The organism is Holdemanella porci (genome assembly GCF_009696075.1).
Lineage (GTDB): Bacteria > Bacillota_I > Bacilli_A > Erysipelotrichales > Erysipelotrichaceae > Holdemanella > Holdemanella porci.
Genome location: NZ_VUMR01000002.1, coordinates 77,942 through 99,904 on the forward strand (window position 1 = coordinate 77,942; position 21,963 = coordinate 99,904).

Sequence of the window (21,963 nt, forward strand, 5' to 3'; positions counted from 1 at the left end):
GACATACCTCCTTTCTAATTATTCTAACATTACTCGTTAGAGATGAAAAGCTTTTTAAAATTTGTTATAATGGCTAATATGGGTGATAGTATGGATTTTTTAATAACATTAGATCAGTTCGAAGGTCCTTTGGATCTGATGCTGCATTTGATCAAAGAAAATAAATTGGATCTGTTTGACTTAGATATGAATGTTTTGGCAACACAATATATTGATTATATTCATGCCATGCAAAACATGCATCTAGAAGTAGCTAGCGAATATTTGTCAGAGTTGGCAAGTCTTATCGCATATAAGTCAAAGAAACTTCTGCCAAGAGAAACGGTTGAGGTAGAAGAAGAATATGAAGAAGATCAGCGTGATCAACTGGTCGCAAGATTATTAGAGTATCAAAGATATAAAGAAGTAAGTCTAGCCTTAAAGGAAGATTACGAACAAAGGCAACTGCATTTTTCGCGTCCCGTTTCTAGTTTAGTGGAAGAATGGAAAGTACCAGTTGAAAGTGATACTTTAGAAGCACAATCACCTTATGATTTAATGAAGGCAATGCGCCATTGTATTGTGCGTATGGAGCTTTTACAACCGTATGAAACAAAGATCACAATCAAAGAATTATCAATCGAAGAAAGAGCTGTACAAATCAAAGAGAGAATGAAACATCTTGAGGGGTCTATTTCATTTCAAAATCTATGTGCAGATTGTACAAGCTTACATATGGTGATTGTGACTTTTTTATCGATATTAGATTTAATACATGAAAAATGGATGACATATTCCATTGATGAGACGCAGATGATTTGGGTCGCAAGAGAGGATTTGTAGAATGGATAATGCGAAAGCAATATTAGAAGGTCTTTTATTCTTAAGTGGAGAAGAAGGCTTGACTATGGATCAGATGATGCATGGTCTACAAAATTTAGAAATGGATGATATACGTGTCTTATTGGATGCGTTAAAAAAAGAATATTCAAGTTCTTCAAAAGGAATTGAACTTGTAGAATATGCGAATCGTTTTAAGTTTGTCACAAAAGAATTTGTATATCCTTATGGCAAACAATTATTTGAAGAATATAAACAACCCACCCTTTCACAGGCTGCCATGGAAACTTTGGCTATTATTGCTTATAAACAACCGATTACACGTGTTGAAATTGAAGAGATTCGTGGTGTAAATTGTGAAATGATGTTAAAGAAATTAGTGGCTCGTGGCTTGATTGAAGCAAAAGATCGTTTAGATGCGATTGGTAAGCCATTATTATATCGTGTAACCGATGAATTCTTGGATGCTTTTCAATTGGAAGATCTAAAAGAATTGCCGGAACTACCTCAAACTAGAAACAATAGTGAAGAGTTATTTGAAGGAGAATAGACAATGGAAAGACTACAAAAAGTAATTGCCCAAGCAGGTATTTGTTCAAGAAGAAAAGCCGAAGAATTGATTTTAGATGGTAAAGTCAAAGTCAATGGAAAAGTATGTGACGTTTTAGGTACAAAAGTATCGAACCAGGATAGTATAGAAGTCAATGGAAATGTGATTTCAAAAGAAGAAAAAGTGTATTACATCATGAATAAACCAAAAGGTTGTCTATGCACAAGCAGTGATGACAAGGGCAGAAAAACCGTATTAGATTACATGCCACAAAACCAAAGAATTTTCTCTGTAGGACGTTTGGATTATGATACGAGTGGCGTTTTACTACTTACAAATGATGGCCAATTCTGTAACCATATGATTCACCCTCGTTATCACTTAGAAAAGACATATGTTGTCAATCTTCAAGGTATCTTAAGTGATGATGACATCAAACAATTACGAAGAGGATTAAAAACTAAGACAGAAAAGTATCAACCGGCAAAAGTATTTGTGCTTCAAAAAGATTTAACGCGTAATCGTACTCAATTCGAATTAACGATTTCAGAAGGAAAAAATCACCAGGTTAAAAATATGATGTTGGCATTGGGCCATGAAGTGCGTCGTTTGCACAGAGTGAAGTTTGCGTTCTTAGACGTAAAGGATTTAAGAGCCGGAGAATATCGTCGCCTAAAACCATATGAAATCAAACAATTGAATCGCTTAAGTATGGAAGGCGAACAAAAATAATGAAACAAGTTTATTTAGATCAAAATGTTTCGGTACAAGATGTAATTTGTTTAGATGTTAAACAAGCGCACCACATCTTTGATGTACTTCGTACGACATCAAAAGAAAAGATTCGTATTGTTACTAAAAATTCAGGGGTATTCTTTGGACATGTTGAAAATAAACCTAATTTAGTGGTTGATTCCATGGTGGATGTCTTTGAAGAAAATCAATCGATCACCTTATGTTGTGCTTTGATCAAGCAAGATAAGTTTGAATGGATGCTTCAAAAAGCTTGTGAACTTGGTGTTCATAAAATCGTTCCTTTTGTATCGAAAAATACAGTGGTAAAACTGGATGAAAAAAAAGCTGAAAAGAAACTCATTCGTTGGAATGAAATCTTACTTGCGGCTACAAAACAGTGCAATCGCAATACGTTAGTGGAACTAGAGCCTGTGATTACGCTGAAGGAACTATCAAATTATAAGAGTGAATGTAATTTAGTGGCCTATGAAAAGGAAAATGAGCCTTCAAAACATATGGCCCGTTATTTAAAAGACAATCCACAATCCATTACTGTATGTATTGGGCCTGAGGGTGGATTTGAAGAGAGTGAAATTCAAGTATTAAATGAATTTGGTTTTGACAATTGTTCTCTAGGTAAAAACATCTTACGTGCAGAAACGGCTGCTTGTTATGTGTTGACAGCGATTGAATACCAAAATCATGTGGAAGGATAAGGGATAAATGAAATTTTCAATTATTACACTAGGCTGTAAAGTAAATGCGTATGAGTCACAATACTATGCAGGTCAATTAGAAGAATTAGGATATGAACAAGTATCACCGGATCAAGCGTGTGATATTTGTATCATCAATACGTGTACTGTCACAAACACAGCCGCCAGCAAATCACGTCAAAAGATTCATTATGCCAAACGAATGAATCCAAATGCCTTGTGTGTTGTTGTGGGATGTTTTGTACAGTTTGCAAGTGAAGATGAAAGAAAGGCTTTGGACGCCGATCTTGTGATTGGTGCCAAACAAAAAAATGAATTGGTGAATTTAATCCAAAAAGCATTAAAGGATCATGAAAAAATTGACGTTGTCAATGAGGTTACGCAATTTAAAGATTTTGAAGCTATGCCTGTACATTGTTTTGAATCGATGCATAGAGCTTTCTTAAAAGTACAAGATGGATGTAATCAATTTTGTTCCTATTGTGCGATTCCTTTTGCACGTGGTAGAGAGCGTAGTTTAAATCATGAACAGGTGATTCAAATTGCCAAAGATCTATGTGATAAAGGACATACAGAAATTGTGTTAACCGGTATTCATACGGGGCGTTATGATGATGGAGAATACGATTTAGCTAAATTAATGAAAGCTTTATTAGAAAATACGCCAGACTCTGTGTATTATCGTATTTCAAGTATAGAAATTACGGAAGTCAGCGATGCATTGATTGCGTTAATGAAAGAAAATCCTCGTATGTGTCATCATTTACATATTCCGGTACAATCGGCATGTAATGAAACATTAAGACGTATGAATCGTCCCTATACAATTGAGGAATTTAAAGAAAAAATCAACTATATTCGTTCTTGTATTCCAGATATTTCCATTTCAACGGATGTGATTGCAGGCTTTGTCCAGGAAAGTGATGAAGAATTTGAAACAACATATGAAAATCTAGCGGAGCTAGAATTAAGTTTCTTCCATGTTTTCCCTTATAGTAAGCGTAATGGAACAAAGGCTAGTACTTTAAAGGGTGAAATCAATGGGAAGGTCGCAAAAGCTAGAGTGGCTCGTTTACTTGAACTTTCGAATGCATGCAGAGAACGTGACATGAAGCGTTTTAATCCTGTACAAGTCTTGATTGAAAGAAAACAAGACGGCTATTATACGGGTTATACAAACCAATATCATTCTTGTAAGATATTGAGTGATACACCATTAAGTGGTAGAATCACTATCGAATGGGATCGTATTGAAGATGGTACGTACTATGGAAAGAAGGATGTTGTATGCGATTAAGCAAACTATTTAAAAATGCACCGACAGTCAATATTACGGGTTTAAGTTTTGATTCAAGAACCGTTCGTCCGGGAAATATTTACTTCTGTTTACCAGGACTTACAAATGATGGCCACGATTTTATTGATTCTGCAATAAAAAATGGAGCTGTATGTATTGTACATTCAAAAGAATTATTGAACATGGCACCTGGTGCTGTATATATTCGTGTAGAAGATGTCAATGATGCCATGAATAAAGTGGCTCGTATTTTCTATGCTCGTCCAAGTGATAAAATGAAGATGTATGGTGTAACGGGCACAAATGGAAAATCAACAATCACAAATATCATTCGTGATATTATCAACGACAAAACGCCATGTGGCTATATTGGTACGATTGCAATCAAATATGGTGATATTGAGTTGCAACCAAATTTGACTACGCCAGACGCATTGTTCCTGCAGTCTAAATTGGCAGATATGGTTCGCTGTGGAATGAAGGCTTGTGCTTTAGAAGTATCGAGTCATGGTTTGGCTCAACATCGTGTCGATGGTATTTCTTTTGATTGTGCGATTTTCACAAACCTTACATATGATCATTTGGATTTCCATGGCACAATGGAAAATTATTTTGAAGCGAAGACTTTGTTGTTTAAAAACTTGGTCAAAGAAGATGGCGTATCCGTAATTAACAAGGATGATGAAAAATATGGAGCTTTAAAGGATTGTTCAAAAGCGCGTGTTGTTTCTTATGCGATAAATAGTGAAGCAGATTATCGTGCTATTAATATTAAGATGAGTTCACAAGGTACGCAATTTGACTTGGTATATTCAGGTCATATGTATTCGGTTAAGACAAATTTAGTGGGTAACTTTAATGTTTATAACTTATTAGCTGTTATTGCAGCACTCAATGAAACAGGTTACGATTTAGAAAGAATCATTGAAAAATGTGCACATATTGCCCAAGTTGAAGGTCGTATGGAACGTATTGATTGTGGTCAGCCATACAACGTAATCGTTGATTTTGCACATACACCAGATGGTATGGAAAAAATGATGCAGTTTGGACGTAGTGTCACAATGCCAGGTCATCGTTTGATTGCGGTATTTGGATCAGCTGGTAAACGTGATGTACATAAGCGTAAAGTCTTTGGTGAACTTGCCGATAAGTATTGTGACTATATCATAGTGACAGAAGACGATCCTCGTGATGAAGATTCTAAAAAAATTGCCGAACAAATCAAGTCAGGTATTCAAAATACACCACATGTGTTTGTACAAGATCGCTATGAAGCCATTCATCAGGCAATCAGCTCAGCCCAAGAAGGAGATACGGTATTGCTTCTTGGCAAGGGGGATGAAAGCTTTATCTATCGTGAAAATGGAAGAGCCCCTTGGGTTGGCGACAATGTAGCGGCTAAAGAGTGTATACAGGCAAGTTTAGCTTAAAAAATCAAATTGTGCTTGCATTATATGAAATCTTTGATATAATATTTTTGCTAATCTTGGGAAGGGAGGTTTGTGAATATGCCAAAAGTAGTTCTTAAAGAAAACGAAGGACTTGATGACGCTTTAAGAAGATTTAAACGTCAGGTTTCTCGTAATGGCACCCTTGCTGAGGCGCGCAAAAGAGAATTTTACGTAAAACCAGGTGTACGCAGAAAGTTAAAATCTGAAGCTGCACGTAAAGCACGTAGAGGTAAATAATCTGCATTTTTAATGCAGATTTTTTTTCTTGAGGAGGAGATTTGTGTCTTTTTTTGAATTTGATTGTTCCGATAGAACATTTGAAGAGATTCAGATTTTTGCAGGATTTCAAGATTCCAACTTGGATATGTTGAGTAAATGCTTTAAATCTGTATGTATGATTCGTGACCAAAAAATCAAAGTGGAAGTAAATGAGACTTTATCTGCACATAAAGTAGAAGAAGTCATTGAGGCTTGTTTTTCAATTATTGATACGCAGCATCGTTTAAATTCACTAGATGTAAGTTATATTTGTTCTTTGGCTTTTAAGAATCGTTTAAAAGATTTTAAGGCTCATCAGCTACAGGCTGTATGTAAGACGAAAACAGGTAAAATGATTTATCCAAAAACAATTGGACAAGCTATTTTATGTGATGCGATGCGTCATAATGAAATTGTTTTTGCGACAGGTGTTGCTGGTACTGGTAAAACCTATCTTGCGGTAGCTTATGCGGTGAGCATGTTAAAGAGTGAACGAGTCGAAAAAATCATTCTTACGCGCCCAGCTGTTGAGGCAGGGGAATCCCTTGGCTTTTTACCTGGTGATATGAAGGAAAAGGTAGATCCTTATCTAAGGCCTTTATATGATGCATTAAATGAGATGCTAGGTTTAGAAACAGTTGAAAAGTATGTGGAGAAACAAGTCATTGAAATTGCACCTTTAGCGTTTATGCGTGGACGTACTTTAAATGATGCCATTGTGATTTTGGATGAAGCACAGAATGCGACGTGTGCACAGATGAAGATGTTTTTAACACGTATGGGTAAAAATTGTAAGATGGTTGTAACGGGAGATGTTACACAGATCGATTTAATCAAGAAAAAGGATTCAGGTTTGATGCAGGCTTGTACAATCTTGGATCATATTGAGGGTATTTCAATCATTCATTTGGAAAATAGTGATGTGGTTCGAAATCCATTGGTTCAAAAAATTATTGAACGTTATGCCAAGGTTGAATAATTCGACTTTGACTGTTATAATAATTAACTGTAAAAAATAAAATGAAAGGTGATAAATCTATGGGAAGACATTTTGAGGTTCGTGCTGCAGCAATGCAGAAGACAGCCAATGCGAAGGCAAAAATTTATTCTAGATATTCGAAAGAGATTTTAGTTGCTGCAAAAAACGGTGACCCTAATCCAGATATGAACCAGACTTTAAAGAAGGCCATTGATCGTGCGAAGGCAAACAACGTGCCTGCTGACGTAATCAAGCGTGCTATCGAAAAAGCAAAAAGTAGTGCTGATGAAAGTTATTCAAGTGCTCGTTATGAAGGATTTGGACAGGGTGCTGGATCTACAATCATCATTGATTGTTTGACAGATAACGCAAACCGTACAATCGCAAACTTAAGAGCTTGTTTTAATAAATCACACGCTAAATTAGGTGTTGGTGGATCTGTATCATTTGGATATGAACACTTAGGTGTAATCGTTATTCAATATGATAATGAAGAAGCTATGATGGACGCATTATTGGAAGCAGAAATCGAATTAAATGACATTGAAATCGAAGAAGGATATATGACAATTACGGTAGATCCAACACAATTGGATGACGCAAAAGTTGTTGTTGAAAAATTGATTCCAGATGTTAAATTTGAAGTCTTAGAAGATAAGATGATTCCAAATGAAGAAGTTGAACTTCATGGTGAAGATTTAACTTTATTCAAACGTTTAGTTACTTTACTAGATGAAGTTGATGATGTACAAAATGTATATCACAATGTTTCAAATCTAGATGAAGCTGAATAATTAATCCTAAGAAAAAGAAGAAAATAAGGATATACTGTAGAGAGAAAATGGCTGGTGAAAATTTTCGTAGAATACTTATTGGGACACTTTGGAGGAGTTGGACAAAAACCAACCGTTTGTCGCGTTAAGACTTGAGGTGTATACTTTACGTATAAAATAAGGTGGTACCGCGTTTAAAACGTCCTTATATCAGGGCGTTTTTTTGTTTATTTAAAGGAGGAAAACGCATGGCATATCAAATTCCTAGAGGTTGTCAGGATGTATTTGGAAATGAATCCTACAAATGGCAAGCTCTTGAACAAACATTAAGAAGTTTCTGTTACATGTACAATTATGATGAAATTCGAACACCTATTTTTGAACATACAGAAGTCTTCAAAAGAGAAAACGATTCAAGTGATATGGTAAACAAAGAAATGTATACTTTTAAACTTGAAAACTCAAAAACATCATTAACACTTCGTCCAGAAGGAACTGCTGGTGTTGTTCGGAGTTTTGTTGAAAATAAAATGTTCGCAAATCCTGATCTACCCGCAAAATTCTATTATATGGGACCTATGTCAAGACATGAACGTCCTCAAAAAGGGAGAATGCGTATTTTCAACCAGTTTGGTGTAGAGGCTTTAGGTGTTAAAAGTCCTTATGTCGATGTAGAAACAATCGTACTTGCATTCTCAATTCTTAAATCACTAGGATTAAATGATATTAAAGTATGTCTAAATACATTAGGTGATGATGAGTCTCGTGCAAACTATCGTAGTGCATTAAAAGAATATTTTGCTCCTTATGTAGATGAGTTGTGTGGGGATTGTAAACGTCGTTATGAACAAAATCCATTACGTATTTTAGACTGTAAAGTAGATCATGATCATGAATGCATGAAGAATGCACCAAAGATGTCAGACTATTTAAATGAAGCCAGTCAAGAATACTTCAATACTGTATGCGAATTATTAGATAAATTAGATATTCCTTATGAAGTAGATGACAAGTTGGTTCGTGGATTGGATTACTATACTCATACAGTATTTGAGATTGTATCTATGAATTCAGAAATGGGTGCACAATCCACAGTTTTAGCAGGTGGACGTTATGATGGATTGATTTCATATTTTGGTGGACCCGAAGGCATGAGTGGTATTGGATGGGCTCTAGGTATGGAACGTCTATTGATTGCCTTAGAAGCTGAAGGTATTGAATTGGAACAAAAACCGGCATTAGATGCTTATGTAATGTGCCTTGATAAAGAAGCTAGAACCTATGCATTTGAAGTGTTGACTGAGCTTAGAGCATATGGATATCGTTGTGATATGGATATGATGGAAAGAAGCTTTAAGGCACAATTTAAGGCTGTGGATCGTGCAAAGGCTAAACTAGCGATTTTGATTGGTAAATCGGAATTGGAAGAAAAGAAAGTCACAGTTAAAAATATTGCACATAAAGAACAAGAAACTATTAGTGTTGATGAATTGATTCCATATGTTGATTCTTTATTAGAAGAAAAAAGTCATCATCATCACGAACAGGAAGGAGAATAGAAATGTATAGAACTCATAACAATGGAGAGTTGCGTCTTCAAAATGTAAATTCAGAAGTCACTTTATGTGGCTGGGTTGCGAAACGCCGTAATTTTGGAGCTTTGGTCTTTATCGATTTAAGAGATCGTTATGGTATTACACAACTTGTATTCAATGAAGATCTAGCAACACAAATTAGTGATGTACGTAATGAATATGTACTACAAGTAAAGGGAACGGTTGTTGAAAGAAAAGACAAAAACCCTAAGCTTGCAACAGGTGAAATTGAAGTTGCAGTTCGTGAAGTAAAAATTGTGAATACAGCTATCACTACACCAATGATCATTGCGGATGAAACAGATGCTTTAGAGGATACTCGTTTAAAATATCGTTATTTAGATTTAAGAAGACCAGTTCTTCAAAAGAACCTAATCTTAAGAAACCGTATTACTTTATTAGTTCGTAATTATTTAGCTAAATATGGTTTTACAGAAGTGGAAACACCTATTTTATGTCGTTCGACTCCAGAAGGTGCACGTGACTATTTAGTACCTAGTCGTATTAGTAAAGGGGAATTCTATGCACTTCCACAATCGCCTCAGCTATATAAACAGTTATTGATGGTTGGTGGAATGGATCGCTACTTCCAAATTGCTCGTTGTTTTAGAGATGAAGATTTAAGAGCAGACCGTCAACCTGAATTCTCACAGATCGATATTGAAATGAGTTTTGTGGACGAAGAAGATATTTGGTCAATGACAGAAGGTTTGATGAAAGAAATCTTCAAAGATATCAAGGGAATTGATCTACCAGAATTTAAACGTATTCCATATGATACTTGTATGGAAAGATATGGTTCCGATAAACCAGATTTACGTTTTGACATGCCTTTGTATAATGTCAGTGAAGTATTCGCAAACACTGAATTTAAAGTGTTTGAAAATTGCTTAAATGAAGGTGGCATCATCCAGGCTATGAATGTTAAAAATGGGGCGGACAAATTCTCAAGAAAGCAATTGGATAAACTACAAGATTATGTAAAAGTATATGGTGCAAAAGCGCTTGCTAACTTAAAATTAACAGCGGAAGGCTTTGCGGGAAGTGTCACAAAAGTTTTATCCGATGCTGAAAAAGAAGCATTGCGTACCATGTTGAATATCGAAGAAAATGATATTGTATTTTTTGTAGCGGATAAGAAGAAAGTGGCTCAATCCTCACTTGGTGCATTGCGTGTGAAATTAGGCCATGATTTAGATTTGATCAACAAAGATGCCTATGAATTTTTATGGGTTACTGATTTTCCAATGTTTGAATATGATGAAAATGAAAACCGTTATGTAGCGGCTCACCACCCATTCACATCACCTAACTTAGAAGATGTCGATAAATTGTTGAGTGATCCAGCACATTGTTATTCTAGAGCTTATGACTTAGTGTTAAACGGCTATGAGTTATTATCAGGATCCATTCGTATTCATGATCAAAAGCTTCAAGAAAAAGTATTTGAAGCTATCGGTATGACTTTAGAAGAAGCGCATGAAAAATTTAGCTGGTTTATGGATGCATTCCAATATGGAACTCCACCTCATGGAGGTGTAGGTATTGGTCTAGAACGTTTAACTATGATTTTAGCTGGTACAGACAACATTCGTGATGTCGTCGCTTTCCCTAAAACAGCAAGTGCATCGGATTTAATGGCACAGGCACCAAGTCCTGTAGATCCAGCACAATTAAAAGAATTGGGTATTGAAACAAAGTAAGACAGGGATTTTTTCCTGTCTTTTCTTATCAAAAAAACAAGTCATCTAGACTTGCTTATCTAAAAAATATGTAGCTTCCATATCGGCCGTACTTAGCGCAAAGGCAAGCGGGAACAATTCAAAAGCTTTACCCACATTATTGACTGGATCGCTTCCAGAAAATCCCATATGATAACGAATCGCAAACGCTTCTTCACGCGTTATACGCATGAATGGCTGAATCATATAGACACTTTTTTCACCATGGCCAAATGGAATATTGTCTTCAAATTCAAAAACATCCACTTGATGCCACTCACCATCGATTTTCTTGTTTCTTGTACCTTTTTTATAGACATTGATCTTACATACATCATGAAGTAGGGCAACCAGAGCAATGGTTTCATCGCTGTAGTGCATATTGTACGTATCTTGAACTCTTTGTCTTGATAAATAGTCCTTTAAGCAATGATATACATGTACACTGTGTTCACAAAGACCACCTTCCATGTTGCCATGAAAACGTGTGCTTGCAGGGGCCGTAAAAAAATCAGAGTGAACTCCTTCTAAGAATTCTAGAAAGGTATCGGCACCTTCACGATGGATATTTTTTTTATAGATTTGAATAAATTCTTCTTTTGCGTTCATACTTTTTACCTATTTAAAAAGCCCAAGAACATGAGATCTTTCCCTGTTAAGTACAGGTGGGCAATCTGTGAACAGCATTAGGATCCCCACGCGTAGCGGGTCTTCAACACAACAATTCAACATCCGATTTCCCTTATCTCGAGTGTAGGAAAAATTAATGTCCTTAGGCATTTCTATAATAACGAACTTCATATTAGAATACAAGTCTTGACTTTTTAGTGTCTAATGTGCATAGTTGCAAGTACCCTTAAAAAAAAGTAAAATATAAAAGGTGAAATTATGGATGGAATATTAATTATTGATAAACCGTATGGTATGACAAGCCATGATGTTGTAAATTGGCTTCGAAAAAAATATAAACAAAAAAAATTTGGACACACTGGTACGCTCGATCCCAACGCAACCGGCGTTTTAGTTGTTCTTTGTGGAAAGTCGTGTAAATTATTACAATTTTTGAGTGATACAGATAAAGAATATATTGGACAGATCGAATTTGGTAAAAGTACATCAACCGATGATATTTGGGGTGAAGTGGAAGCTGAAAAAGAAGTGAATTTGGATTTTTGTTTTTCAGAGGAACTTCAAAAATTTGTTGGTAAGAACCATCAATTGGTGCCAAAGACTTCCAATAAAAAAGTGAATGGGAAAAAATTAATGGACTATCAAAGAGAGGGACTTGAAGTTCCTAAAGTCTATAGCGATATTGAAATTTATTCGATGGAAGATCTTGGTGACTACAGTTTTAAAGTAGCATGTTCGAGTGGAACGTATGTTCGTAGTATTTGTCGTGATTTGGCCTTAAATACAAATAATCTAGGTTGTATGAAAAGTTTAAGAAGAACTAAGGTTGGTCGCTTTACAATTGATCAGGCTCAAACACTAGAAGATCTTGAAACACAAGAACCCGTCCTATATCCTTCAATCTATGTATTGGATCATTTAGATAAGATTGACTATCAACCGATTCAAGATGTGTACCAAGGAAAACGCATTCGTTTAGATAATCTAAATCAAGAAGTATGTATTTTAGATGCAGGTGAGCCTATCGCAATTTATGAAAAAGAGCGTGAAGGAATTTTTAAGAGTAAAAGAGGTCTATGGTAATGGAAGTCATTCGTATTGATTATCTACATGTACAAGAAAATTTGCCAAAGAGTTCTTGTTGTATTGGCTTCTTTGATGGCCTGCATACAGGGCATCAGGCATTGCTTAAGAATTGTATTGCTAAAGCCAAAGAGTTAAACATTAAAAGTGGTTTGATCACATTTGATCCAGATCCTTGGAGAATCTTTTTTCCAGATCGTGTATGTCGTCATATCACAACGTTAGAAGATCGTATCTATTTGGCAAGCGTCATGGGTATTGAAGTGATGTATGTCATTACTTTCTCTAAGAATTTTGCAGCCTTAGATGTAGATGCCTTTCATATGTTGTTAAAAAAGATGAATGTAGCACATATTACTTGTGGATTTGATTTTAAATATGCTTCAAAGAATACAGGAAATGTGGATACAATTTCTTCACAAAACTACTTTGATGTTTCAGTGATTGCCAGTGTAAATTCGAAAAACGAAAAAATCTCATCCAGTCGCATTGAGCCATTGATTCAAAGTGGCAAGATTGATTTAGCCAATGAATTATTGGGGTATATGTATTCGATTGAAGGCGTGATTGAACATGGCTTTAAACGTGGCAGTACACTATTGAAGTTTCCAACCGCAAATCTTGGGGCAAATCCCGATTATTTAGTGCCTTCTAGTGGTGTTTATGCAGGTTTTGTATATGTGGATGATACATTTTATGGGGCTATGATCAATGTGGGAAACAATCCTACTTTTAAAAATACAAAAGTTTCTATTGAAGCGCATATCTTTGATTTTGATCAAGATATTTATGAACGACAAGTACGCTTTTTCTTCTTGAAAAAGACGCGAAATGAGATTCGTTTTGATGGTTTTGAAGCCTTAAAGAAACAGTTACAGAGGGATATTGTTACTTGTAAAAAGGTGATTTTGCATGAAAAGCAGTATGTTACAAAAACCGCATCACTTTGGGGTGCGAAAGTTTTTGAGTTTAAATAACTTTTTTGGTATACTTAAAGAGAAGTGAAGGTGAAATTATGGCGAAAGAATATATCGAGCTAGAACCAGGCAATGAATATGGTGTTATTTCTTTAAATAAAACAGTTTTTTCTACAATCGCAAAGAACGTGATCGAAGAAGATGAAAATGTTCAGATTGCAGAAGGAACAAAACCATTTAAGACAGGAATTGTCACTCGTGTTGAGAACAATAAATTGACTTTATCGATTCCTGTAAAAGTGAACCACAAATCAAATGTAAGTGATGTTTGTTTAAATCTACAAAACAAGATCTTTGAAAGTATTTCTTATATGACAGACTTTAAACCTGAAGCGATTGAAATTCAGGTGACTGGATTTATTTTTTAAGGAAATCTTTTAAAGGTTTCCTTTTTTTCAATTTTATGAGTGTATCTTTTGAAAATTATCTTGTGGTAGGTATTAGTTCAAGAGCTTTATTTAACTTAGAAAAAGAAAATGAGGTTTTTGAAAAAGAAGGATTAGACGCATATCGTGACTATCAAATTGTTCACGAAAATGATGTGTTAAATCCGGGTAGTGGTTTTGCGTTAGTTAAAAACTTATTAAATATCAATAAACTCGCGAATCGAAAACTTGTTGAAGTTATTGTGATGTCAAGAAATAGTGCGGATACGTCTTTGCGTATCATTCACTCACTAGAACATTATGATATGGACATTGGTCGAATGGTTTTGAGTGGTGGAGAAGACATCAGTCGTTATTTATCGGCGTTTGGTGTCGATTTATTCTTATCGTGTAATGAAAACGATGTATCCAATGCGATTCATGCAGGCTTTGCGGCTGGTATGATTTATGCCAGAGATACTAAATATAGTTTTCCTGACAATCAGATTCGTATCGCCTTTGATGCGGATGCCGTATTATTTTCGGCTGAATCGGAAAAGATCTATCAGGAACATGGTTTAGAAGCATTCAATGAAAATGAGATTCTAAACCAGGATATTGCCTTACAAAAAGGTCCAATGGCTTCTTTATTAAAGAGTTTATCTTGGCTTCAAAATGAAACTAAAGATTTAAATGTATTAAGAACAGCGATTGTAACAGCACGAAACAAAGATACGGGTGTTCGTGTAATAAAAACTTTAAGAGCATGGAATATTGTCGTAGATGAAGTATTCTTTATGCAAGGCGCTAAAAAAGCGGATGTATTAGCCTGTTTTGGTGCCAATATATTTTTTGATGATCAAGACGTGCATGCAGGGCCTGCAAGTGAAGTAGTACCAAGTGCACGCGTACCATATAAAGAAGGAGATATGTAGATGAATAGACATGAACAACGTGTAGTTGCGATGCAAAGTGTGTATCAACACTTATTATTAGGAAAGGATATTCGTAAATGTGTATTTGATGTAATGAAAGGTTCAAATGACATTGATGGATATTTATATAGTTTAACAATGGGAACTATTGAAAACAAAGAAGCTTTCGAACAAAAAATCAATGAATTATTACGTGATGACTGGGATTTTGATCGTTTAAGTATGTTAGAACAAGCCATTCTTTTAATTTCTTTCCAGGAAATCTTGGCAAACGATACACCGAAAGCTGTTGTAATCAACGAAGCGATTACTTTGGCTAAAAAGTATTGCGATGATAATTCTTATAAATTATTAAATGGAGTTCTTGACCAGCTATGAGAAACGAAATGGTTGTAAGTATTTCTAGTGTTATTGCTCGCATTAAAAATGTTTTAACACAAACCATGGATCTAGATGGCATCTGGATTCAGGGTGAAATCAGCAACCTGACAAAACACAGATCGGGACATTATTATTTTTCTTTGAAAGATAAAAGCGGAGAAATGAGTTGTGTTATGTTTTCAAGTTATGTATCACGTTTAAACTTCAATGTAGAAGAAGGTATGCGTGTTTTAGTTTCAGGAAGTATTAATGTGTATGAACAAAGGGGCAGTCTTCAGCTTGTGATTCGTAAAATGAAACAAGATGGTTTAGGTGATTTATATCTTGAATTTGAAAAAAGAAAACAAGATCTTTTGAGGGCTGGCTATTTTGATGAAAGTCATAAGAAGGCTAAACCTGACTATATTGAAAATATTGGTGTTGTAACTGGAGCTCAGGCTGCTGCCTTACAAGATGTATTATCAACTATTCAAAGGCGCTGGCCGATGATGAAGGTTACTTTATATCCTAGTTTAGTGCAAGGTAGTTTTGCACCTAAAAGTTTGATTCAATCCTTGAAAGAGGCTGATACTCATAATCATGATGCCTTATTGATTGTTCGTGGTGGAGGAAGCTTTGAAGATTTGTTCTGTTTTAATGATATCCAGCTTGTAAAGACGATTTACAGTTTAAATACATATATTGTCAGTGGTGTAGGTCATGAAGTGGATACAACATTATGTGATCTTGTCTGTGATCATCGAAGTGTAACCCCTACAGCAGCTGCACAATGGGTGACATTGGATCAATATGAAGTGATGACGCAAATTTTGAAGGATAGAGAATTGTTGAGGCAAAACATGTCTATGATTTTAAATCACAACAAGTTAAAACTGGATTCGTATAAGAATCATCCGTATTTAAAGGATCCAAAATCTTTTATTATAGAAAAACAATTAAAACTAGATGGCTACAATACACAAATTGAACATGTACTAGAGCTAGAGCTGCAAAAGAAAAATGTTATTAAGAATTATACACAACAAATGCATTTGCGTATGATGAATATAGTAAAGGTACAAGAAAATAAACTTTCTATGGTGCCTGAAAAACTAAGATCGAATATGCAAGTTTTACTACAAAATTCTAGACATTCTTTACAAAAAAATTGTGCTTTATTGGATGCCTATTCACCTTTAAAGGTACTTTCTCGTGGTTATAGTATCTCAAAGATTGAAGATAAAGTTATTAAGCATGTCAAAGATGTCGCAAGTGATGATATAATGGTAACAAGAGTAAATGATGGTGTGATCACTTCATGTGTTGTATCCACTAAGGAGGAATAAAATGGCCGCTAAACAAATGAAATTTCAAGAGGCGATGAAGCGATTGGATGAAATCGTGGCTTTGTTAAATAATAATGAATTGGAGCTTGAAGAGGCCATGTCATTATTTGAGGAAGGCTTGAAATTGAGTGCGCAATGCGAAAAACAATTAAAAAAATTTGAAACAAAAATGGATCAGTTGATGGAGGTGAATCAAGATGATGGTGAATAAAGAATTCGAAGATTATTTATTAATGCGAGTACATGAAAATGATGATTGTCGTACAAAAGATGCGATGGCCTATTCATTGATGAATGGGGGTAAGCGTGTACGTCCTACTTTGTTGTTTTCTGTACTAGAAGGCTATGGAATCGATGCAAGAGTTGGATATCCATGTGCTTGTGCCATTGAAATGATTCATACATATTCATTGGTTCATGATGATCTTCCAGCTATGGATAATGATGATTTACGTCGAGGTAAACCAAGTTGTCATAAAGCTTATGATGAGGCAACTGCCATTCTTGCGGGCGATGGACTATTGACGAAGGCATTTGAAGTTGCATTGGATAGTGAATGTAGTGCTGAACAAAAAGTAGCTTTAGTAAAGGCTCTTTCTTGGTATGCCGGGATTGATGGCATGATTTATGGACAAACTTTAGATTTACAGTCTGAAAATGATCCAAATCCAACACTTGCACTTTTACAGGAAATTGATCACTACAAGACTAGCAAATTATTAACATTACCATTGGTTTGTGGATGTATCTTAGCGAATAAATTCGATGATGTTGAACACTTCCGTAAGATAGGTCTTGTGTTAGGTCTTGAATTCCAGATGCAGGATGATATTTTGGATGTTACTGGTAGTGAAGAAGTGGTTGGAAAGTCATTGAGTGATGTAGATAATCATAAAGTTACAGCTGTATCTTTATTAGGGCTTCAAGGTGCTAAAGATATGGTTGCTAGCTATGATGAAACAATTCGTAAAGAACTAGGTTTTGTGAGTTGTGATGTAACTTCACTGACAAAAGTATTGGATACTTTATTAAAGCGTACATATTAATATATGGAATTTCTTTGAAAAAAGGGGTATATTAATAATAGCTAAAACTAGTCTTTAGCGGACTAGTTTTTTTAACGAGGGTTATAAAATGAGAAAGATTAGTCAAGTGTATGACATTGAGTCACCTAGTCAAATCAAAGATATGTCAATCGATGAGCTTACACAATTGTGCAGCGATATTCGAACTTTTTTAATCGAGTCGATTTCGAAAACAGGCGGACATTTATCGAGTAATCTTGGGATTGTCGAAGTCACAGTTGCGATGCACTATGTCTTTGATTCACCAAAAGATAAAATGATTTTTGATGTAGGGCACCAATGTTACACACATAAACTATTAACAGGAAGATCCACTCAATTTGCGACATTACGTAAAAAGGGTGGGCTTTCAGGATATCAAAAGCGAAGTGAAAGTAAGTATGACTGTTGGGAAGCAGGACACTCTTCTACTTCTTTATCTGCCGCACTCGGCTATGCGATTGCACGTGATTTAATGCATGATGATTATCAAGTTGTTGCTGTAATTGGAGACGGTTCATTAACGGGTGGTATGGCACTAGAGGCTTTAAATGATATTGGTTCTAAACAAAAGAAGATGGTCATCATCTTTAATGATAATAATATGTCGATTTCTAAAAATTATAGTGGTGTTGAAAAACGAATTACAGATATTCGTGCTTCTCACTTATATATAGATTTAAAACATGATGTTAAAAACAACTTAAAATCCAATAAATTAGGAACTAACGTATTGAATACATTGTCACATTTCCGTGATAAAATCAAAGATGAAGTGATCGATGCTCCATTATTTAAAGAGTTTAACTTAGATTATATGGGACCTGTCGATGGCCATGATATTGCTAGCTTGATCAAAGTTTTTCAGGCTGCCAAAGAACACGATGGCCCCATTGTTGTACATGTCCTAACACAGAAAGGAAAAGGCTATAAATTTGCGGAACAAGATAAAGTAGGTAAGTGGCATGGAGTCAGTCCGTTTGATGTCGCAACGGGAAAATCTTTGTGTTTACTTCCGCCTAATGAAATTTCCTGGTCACAAGTGATCTCAAATACGGTTATGGATCTGGCGGAAAAAGATAAGAGTATTGTTGCAATCACACCCGCGATGGCGCAGGGTAGTAAATTATTAGAATTTCAAAAACGTTATCCAGATCGTTTTTTTGATTGTGGAATAGCCGAACAGCATGCCGTGACAATGGCTTGTGCTATGGCTTTAGGTGGATTAAAACCATTTGTGAGTATTTATTCGTCTTTCCTTCAAAGAGCTTATGATCAAGTCAACCACGACATGGCAAGAATGAATGTGCCTATTGTGCTTGGAATTGATCGTTGTGGCTTAGTTGGAGATGATGGTGAAACGCATCAAGGTGTGTTTGATATTGCGATGCTTAGAAGTATTCCAAATCTTGTCTTATCTCAGCCAAAAGATGCCCAAGAAGCACAGAATATGATTTATACAGCCTTTGCCTCTAAGAAACCATTTTGTGTACGTTATCCTAGAGGAAATGTGAGATACGCAAAAAACAAGTCGTATTCATTGATTCCAATTGGTACTTGGGAAAAATTTGTGGTTGGAACACCAACGCAAATTGTGATCACATATGGACCGGATGTGGATCATGTGATCAATAAGGCAAGAGAAAATCAGATTGGCTTACTTGTTGTCAATGCACGTTTCTTTAAACCAATCGATGAAGTTATGATGAAAGATTTATTAAAATTAAACCTTCCAATTACGGTTTATGAAACGGATATTAAGAAGGGCGGCTTATCGAGTGCTATTTTAGAATATATGAATACATTGGATGAAAAAATTCATGTATTAGCTATTGGCGATCACTATGTATGTCATGGTTCGATTCGTTCTTTACGTATTCAAGAAGGTATTAGCACAGAATGTTTATTTGAGGAACTAGAAAAAAATGGATAAGATTCGTTTAGATAAAGCTTTACTCAATCAGATATCGTCTCGTGCAAAAGCACAGGATATGATTAAAGAAGGTAAAATCAGTGTCAATGGAAAAGTAATCACAAAGGCTAGTTTTTTAGTTGGGGATGAAGATGATATTGTCGTAACACATACTGAGGATGAATTTGTTTCCCGTGGTGCCTTTAAACTAAAGGGTTGTTTAGATAAGTACAATGTGAATATTCAAAATCAGGTTGTATTAGATATTGGTGCGAGTACAGGTGGATTTACGGATGTATGTCTTCGATATGGAGCAAAAAAAGTATATGCCTTAGATGTAGGTCATCTTCAACTTGCCAAAGAATTAGATCAAGATTGTCGTGTAATCAAAATGGAAGGGCATAACGCTCGTGAAATTGTACCAGAATGGTTTAATGAATCGATTGATTTTATGTGTATGGATGTTAGTTTTATATCTTGTAAGACCATATTGGAACATGTATTACGTGTTTTATCCATTCCTCATATTGCGATACTTGTAAAACCACAATTTGAGTGTGGTCCCACTGCTTTGAATAAGCATGGCGTTCTAAAGAATTCTAAGCTTGCCTTACAGATTGTTGAAGATGTAAAATCTTTTCTATTTCAATATTATGGAAGTGTTGAAGCGATGCCAAGCATTCTAGAAGGAAGAAGTGGCAATCAGGAGTATATGGTGTATGCCAAAGATTTAAGAATATCTTAATGTGAAGATATTCTTATTTTTTTGTATATTAAGATTTTGGTTTCTGAACAGGGAAATGTAATATGTGAAAAAATATCGGATTATCACAATTTGTAGGTTATCAGGAACGATAAAAAGGGCTATTGAAAATAGCCAACATTTTGTATTTGTCTTTAGTTGCTGAATTATTTTTTTACAATCATCTTATGATCGCATTCAGGGTAGTGCATCATATAGTTTTCTTCAGGTTCATTTGGAAATAATTCATCGATCAACCATCTAGGTACTTCTTCTTCGTAACCGCATTTTGTGCATTTCATCAATACATCTTTTTCTGTATGTTCTGTCATTTCTTTTGTCCTTGAATGGATTATATGTATAAGTATACTGCATTGTGGCTTTACATTTACATTGAATTGGGTCTTAGGTTAAAAGAATCAATCAAATGAGTGCGGTACTTCAATTTATTGAGTTTGTTTTTAAGAGTTTTGGTTCTTGTTTCACGAGAATAATCCTTATTCTTTTTGATTCCAAGAAGTGCATGTACTTTATCTAGAGTTTTCTTAGAAGCATTGGCATAGAATCCATAATATCGAGTGGTTAAGACATGGTAGTCTGGTATATGTATAATAAGGCGGTTTATAAAATCAATCACATTATCTGTGACATCATGACGTTTTTCATCCTTATGATCATTGTAGAACCAGCTGACAGTCTTTGATTCTTTATTGTATTCTGTGATTCTATTTTCAGCCATGGCAGGCCTACCTGCATAGCGAATAAAATAGTTTACGCAGCCTTGAATATCTTTACTGTTTTTATTAGATGAAGCATCGTTAGAATCGTTGTCAAGGGATTTGAACTTGGCATAGACATAGAATCCTTTAGGATGGTCTTTATAGAGTCTGTTCTTTTCTTCAGGTTTCTTTAATCCTCCAGCTTCCTGTATGAGTCGAATGAATTCAAACTGAAAAGTTTTTCTAAGCTTAGTAAAATTGAAATGATGAAATGTTTTGATTTTATCTTTTTTAAAAGAATAGATTAATTCAGGAATAAGACAATGGATGTGTGGATTCCATTTAAGGTCTTGTAAAAGTATGTATAGTTGTAATCATGCCAAATTCATTACGAACAGGAATATCTTTGAATATATAGTGAGTATCCGATAATTTTTTCTTTTTGAGTTTATCGGCAAGAGATTTATTGGTAAGAATGGAAATGGTGTTTCTAGAAGCAACAAACAAAAGATTGAGTCTAGAACGATCCTGTCTGAACCAGTTTCTAAGTTCTTCAGGAATAGTAAAGACAATGTTGATGTTAGCATATAAATAGGACTAGTCAAAAAGAGAAAATTTACGCCAGTGGTACAATAGAAAGAGGATGATTCAAAGACAAAGGAAGGCAAAAGAAAATGGCAAATAAAAAGAAACAGTTTGATCAAGAATTTAAACAAAATGCAGTCAATTATTGTTTAACACATCCAGAACTAAGTCGTAAAGAATGTGCTAAAAATTTAGGTATTGGAGATAGTACTTTATACAGGTGGAAGCAAGAAGCTAAAGCCAATAACAACCAGGCAACATTTAAAGGTTCAGGGAATCTAACAGAGGCTGAGCTTGAAAACAGACGTTTAAAACGTGAATTAAAGGATACGCAAGATGCTCTTGAAA

At 35.1% G+C, this 21,963-nt stretch carries 25 protein-coding genes and 1 other annotated feature; of the genes, 22 read left to right on the forward strand and 3 right to left on the reverse strand.

Annotation, left to right across the window (positions count from 1 at the left end; genetic code table 11):
* Positions 1–90 precede the first annotated feature (90 nt).
* The 11 genes from FYJ55_RS00860 (at position 91) to aspS (ending at position 10,879) form a co-directional block, all read left to right on the forward strand.
* Positions 91–822: a segregation and condensation protein A gene (locus FYJ55_RS00860; protein WP_118114513.1), complete on the forward strand. Its 732-nt coding sequence runs from the start codon at positions 91–93 to the stop codon at positions 820–822.
* 1 nt (position 823) lies between these two features.
* Complete coding sequence (scpB, locus tag FYJ55_RS00865; RefSeq protein ID WP_117926341.1) at positions 824–1,369, forward strand: SMC-Scp complex subunit ScpB; 546 nt, start codon at positions 824–826, stop codon at positions 1,367–1,369.
* Positions 1,370–1,372: 3 nt separating this feature from the next.
* Positions 1,373–2,101 (forward strand): pseudouridine synthase, encoded by a 729-nt coding sequence (locus FYJ55_RS00870; protein WP_154555235.1) that lies wholly within the window; start codon positions 1,373–1,375, stop codon positions 2,099–2,101.
* Entirely contained in the window at positions 2,101–2,820 is a 720-nt protein-coding gene (locus FYJ55_RS00875; protein WP_154555236.1) for an RsmE family RNA methyltransferase, read from the forward strand. Before FYJ55_RS00870 ends, FYJ55_RS00875 begins: the two co-directional genes overlap by 1 nt.
* 7 nt (positions 2,821–2,827) lie before the next feature.
* Positions 2,828–4,117 carry a tRNA (N(6)-L-threonylcarbamoyladenosine(37)-C(2))-methylthiotransferase MtaB gene (gene mtaB / locus FYJ55_RS00880; RefSeq protein WP_154555237.1) on the forward strand — a complete coding sequence of 430 codons (1,290 nt, stop codon included), beginning with the start codon at positions 2,828–2,830 and terminating at the stop codon, positions 4,115–4,117.
* On the forward strand, positions 4,108–5,550 hold the full coding sequence (locus FYJ55_RS00885) for a UDP-N-acetylmuramoyl-L-alanyl-D-glutamate--2,6-diaminopimelate ligase (protein ID WP_154555238.1): 1,443 nt from the start codon (positions 4,108–4,110) through the stop codon (positions 5,548–5,550). The genes mtaB and FYJ55_RS00885 overlap by 10 nt, the downstream gene beginning before the upstream one ends.
* A 78-nt stretch (positions 5,551–5,628) precedes the next feature.
* Entirely contained in the window at positions 5,629–5,808 is a 180-nt protein-coding gene (rpsU, locus tag FYJ55_RS00890; protein WP_003865021.1) for a 30S ribosomal protein S21, read from the forward strand.
* Between the two features lie 43 nt (positions 5,809–5,851).
* The gene (locus FYJ55_RS00895; RefSeq protein WP_279142469.1) at positions 5,852–6,808 is read left to right on the forward strand and encodes a PhoH family protein; all 957 of its coding nucleotides are present in this window, start codon (positions 5,852–5,854) and stop codon (positions 6,806–6,808) included.
* Positions 6,809–6,867: 59 nt separating this feature from the next.
* The gene (locus FYJ55_RS00900; protein ID WP_117571825.1) at positions 6,868–7,602 is read left to right on the forward strand and encodes a YebC/PmpR family DNA-binding transcriptional regulator; all 735 of its coding nucleotides are present in this window, start codon (positions 6,868–6,870) and stop codon (positions 7,600–7,602) included.
* Positions 7,602–7,791 (forward strand) — a binding site (T-box leader). Its footprint overlaps the gene before it by 1 nt.
* Before the next feature lie 38 nt (positions 7,792–7,829).
* The gene (gene hisS / locus FYJ55_RS00905; RefSeq protein WP_154555240.1) at positions 7,830–9,140 is read left to right on the forward strand and encodes a histidine--tRNA ligase; all 1,311 of its coding nucleotides are present in this window, start codon (positions 7,830–7,832) and stop codon (positions 9,138–9,140) included.
* A 2-nt stretch (positions 9,141–9,142) separates the two neighbouring features.
* Positions 9,143–10,879 (forward strand): aspartate--tRNA ligase, encoded by a 1,737-nt coding sequence (gene aspS / locus FYJ55_RS00910; protein WP_154555241.1) that lies wholly within the window; start codon positions 9,143–9,145, stop codon positions 10,877–10,879.
* Between the two features lie 45 nt (positions 10,880–10,924).
* Here the strand turns inward: aspS and FYJ55_RS00915 are convergent, their stop codons facing one another.
* Positions 10,925–11,506 (reverse strand): hydrolase, encoded by a 582-nt coding sequence (locus FYJ55_RS00915; RefSeq protein ID WP_154555242.1) that lies wholly within the window; start codon positions 11,504–11,506, stop codon positions 10,925–10,927.
* Positions 11,507–11,785: 279 nt separating this feature from the next.
* Between FYJ55_RS00915 and truB the strand changes: the two genes are divergently transcribed.
* The 10 genes from truB (at position 11,786) to FYJ55_RS00965 (ending at position 20,314) form a co-directional block, all read left to right on the forward strand.
* On the forward strand, positions 11,786–12,610 hold the full coding sequence (gene truB, locus FYJ55_RS00920) for a tRNA pseudouridine(55) synthase TruB (RefSeq protein ID WP_154555243.1): 825 nt from the start codon (positions 11,786–11,788) through the stop codon (positions 12,608–12,610).
* On the forward strand, positions 12,610–13,587 hold the full coding sequence (ribF, locus tag FYJ55_RS00925; RefSeq protein WP_229771017.1) for a riboflavin biosynthesis protein RibF: 978 nt from the start codon (positions 12,610–12,612) through the stop codon (positions 13,585–13,587). Before truB ends, ribF begins: the two co-directional genes overlap by 1 nt.
* Positions 13,588–13,625: 38 nt before the next feature.
* The gene (locus FYJ55_RS00930) at positions 13,626–13,955 is read left to right on the forward strand and encodes an Asp23/Gls24 family envelope stress response protein (protein ID WP_154555245.1); all 330 of its coding nucleotides are present in this window, start codon (positions 13,626–13,628) and stop codon (positions 13,953–13,955) included.
* A gap of 35 nt (positions 13,956–13,990) precedes the next feature.
* Positions 13,991–14,887: a 5'-nucleotidase gene (locus FYJ55_RS00935; RefSeq protein ID WP_154555246.1), complete on the forward strand. Its 897-nt coding sequence runs from the start codon at positions 13,991–13,993 to the stop codon at positions 14,885–14,887.
* Entirely contained in the window at positions 14,888–15,265 is a 378-nt protein-coding gene (nusB, locus tag FYJ55_RS00940) for a transcription antitermination factor NusB (RefSeq protein ID WP_003865032.1), read from the forward strand.
* A gap of 8 nt (positions 15,266–15,273) precedes the next feature.
* Positions 15,274–16,593, forward strand: a complete 1,320-nt coding sequence (xseA, locus tag FYJ55_RS00945; protein ID WP_195836626.1) for an exodeoxyribonuclease VII large subunit — start codon at positions 15,274–15,276, stop codon at positions 16,591–16,593.
* A gap of 1 nt (position 16,594) precedes the next feature.
* Positions 16,595–16,804, forward strand: a complete 210-nt coding sequence (gene xseB / locus FYJ55_RS00950; protein ID WP_117572533.1) for an exodeoxyribonuclease VII small subunit — start codon at positions 16,595–16,597, stop codon at positions 16,802–16,804.
* Positions 16,791–17,639, forward strand: a complete 849-nt coding sequence (locus FYJ55_RS00955; RefSeq protein ID WP_154555248.1) for a polyprenyl synthetase family protein — start codon at positions 16,791–16,793, stop codon at positions 17,637–17,639. The genes xseB and FYJ55_RS00955 overlap by 14 nt, the downstream gene beginning before the upstream one ends.
* Before the next feature lie 88 nt (positions 17,640–17,727).
* A complete protein-coding gene (gene dxs, locus FYJ55_RS00960) occupies positions 17,728–19,590 on the forward strand; it encodes a 1-deoxy-D-xylulose-5-phosphate synthase (RefSeq protein WP_154555249.1) in 1,863 nt (620 codons plus the stop codon).
* Entirely contained in the window at positions 19,583–20,314 is a 732-nt protein-coding gene (locus tag FYJ55_RS00965; RefSeq protein WP_154555250.1) for a TlyA family RNA methyltransferase, read from the forward strand. Before dxs ends, FYJ55_RS00965 begins: the two co-directional genes overlap by 8 nt.
* A 164-nt stretch (positions 20,315–20,478) precedes the next feature.
* Here the strand turns inward: FYJ55_RS00965 and FYJ55_RS10755 are convergent, their stop codons facing one another.
* Both FYJ55_RS10755 and FYJ55_RS10885 read right to left on the reverse strand, forming a co-directional pair.
* A complete protein-coding gene (locus FYJ55_RS10755; protein WP_195836627.1) occupies positions 20,479–20,643 on the reverse strand; it encodes a hypothetical protein in 165 nt (54 codons plus the stop codon).
* A 56-nt stretch (positions 20,644–20,699) separates the two neighbouring features.
* The gene (locus tag FYJ55_RS10885) at positions 20,700–21,392 is read right to left on the reverse strand and encodes a transposase (RefSeq protein WP_326831827.1); all 693 of its coding nucleotides are present in this window, start codon (positions 21,390–21,392) and stop codon (positions 20,700–20,702) included.
* Positions 21,393–21,704: 312 nt separating this feature from the next.
* On the opposite strand from FYJ55_RS10885, the gene FYJ55_RS00975 reads away from it, so the two are divergent.
* A partial coding sequence (locus FYJ55_RS00975; RefSeq protein WP_154555251.1) for a transposase occupies positions 21,705–21,963 on the forward strand: 259 nt, incomplete at its 3' end.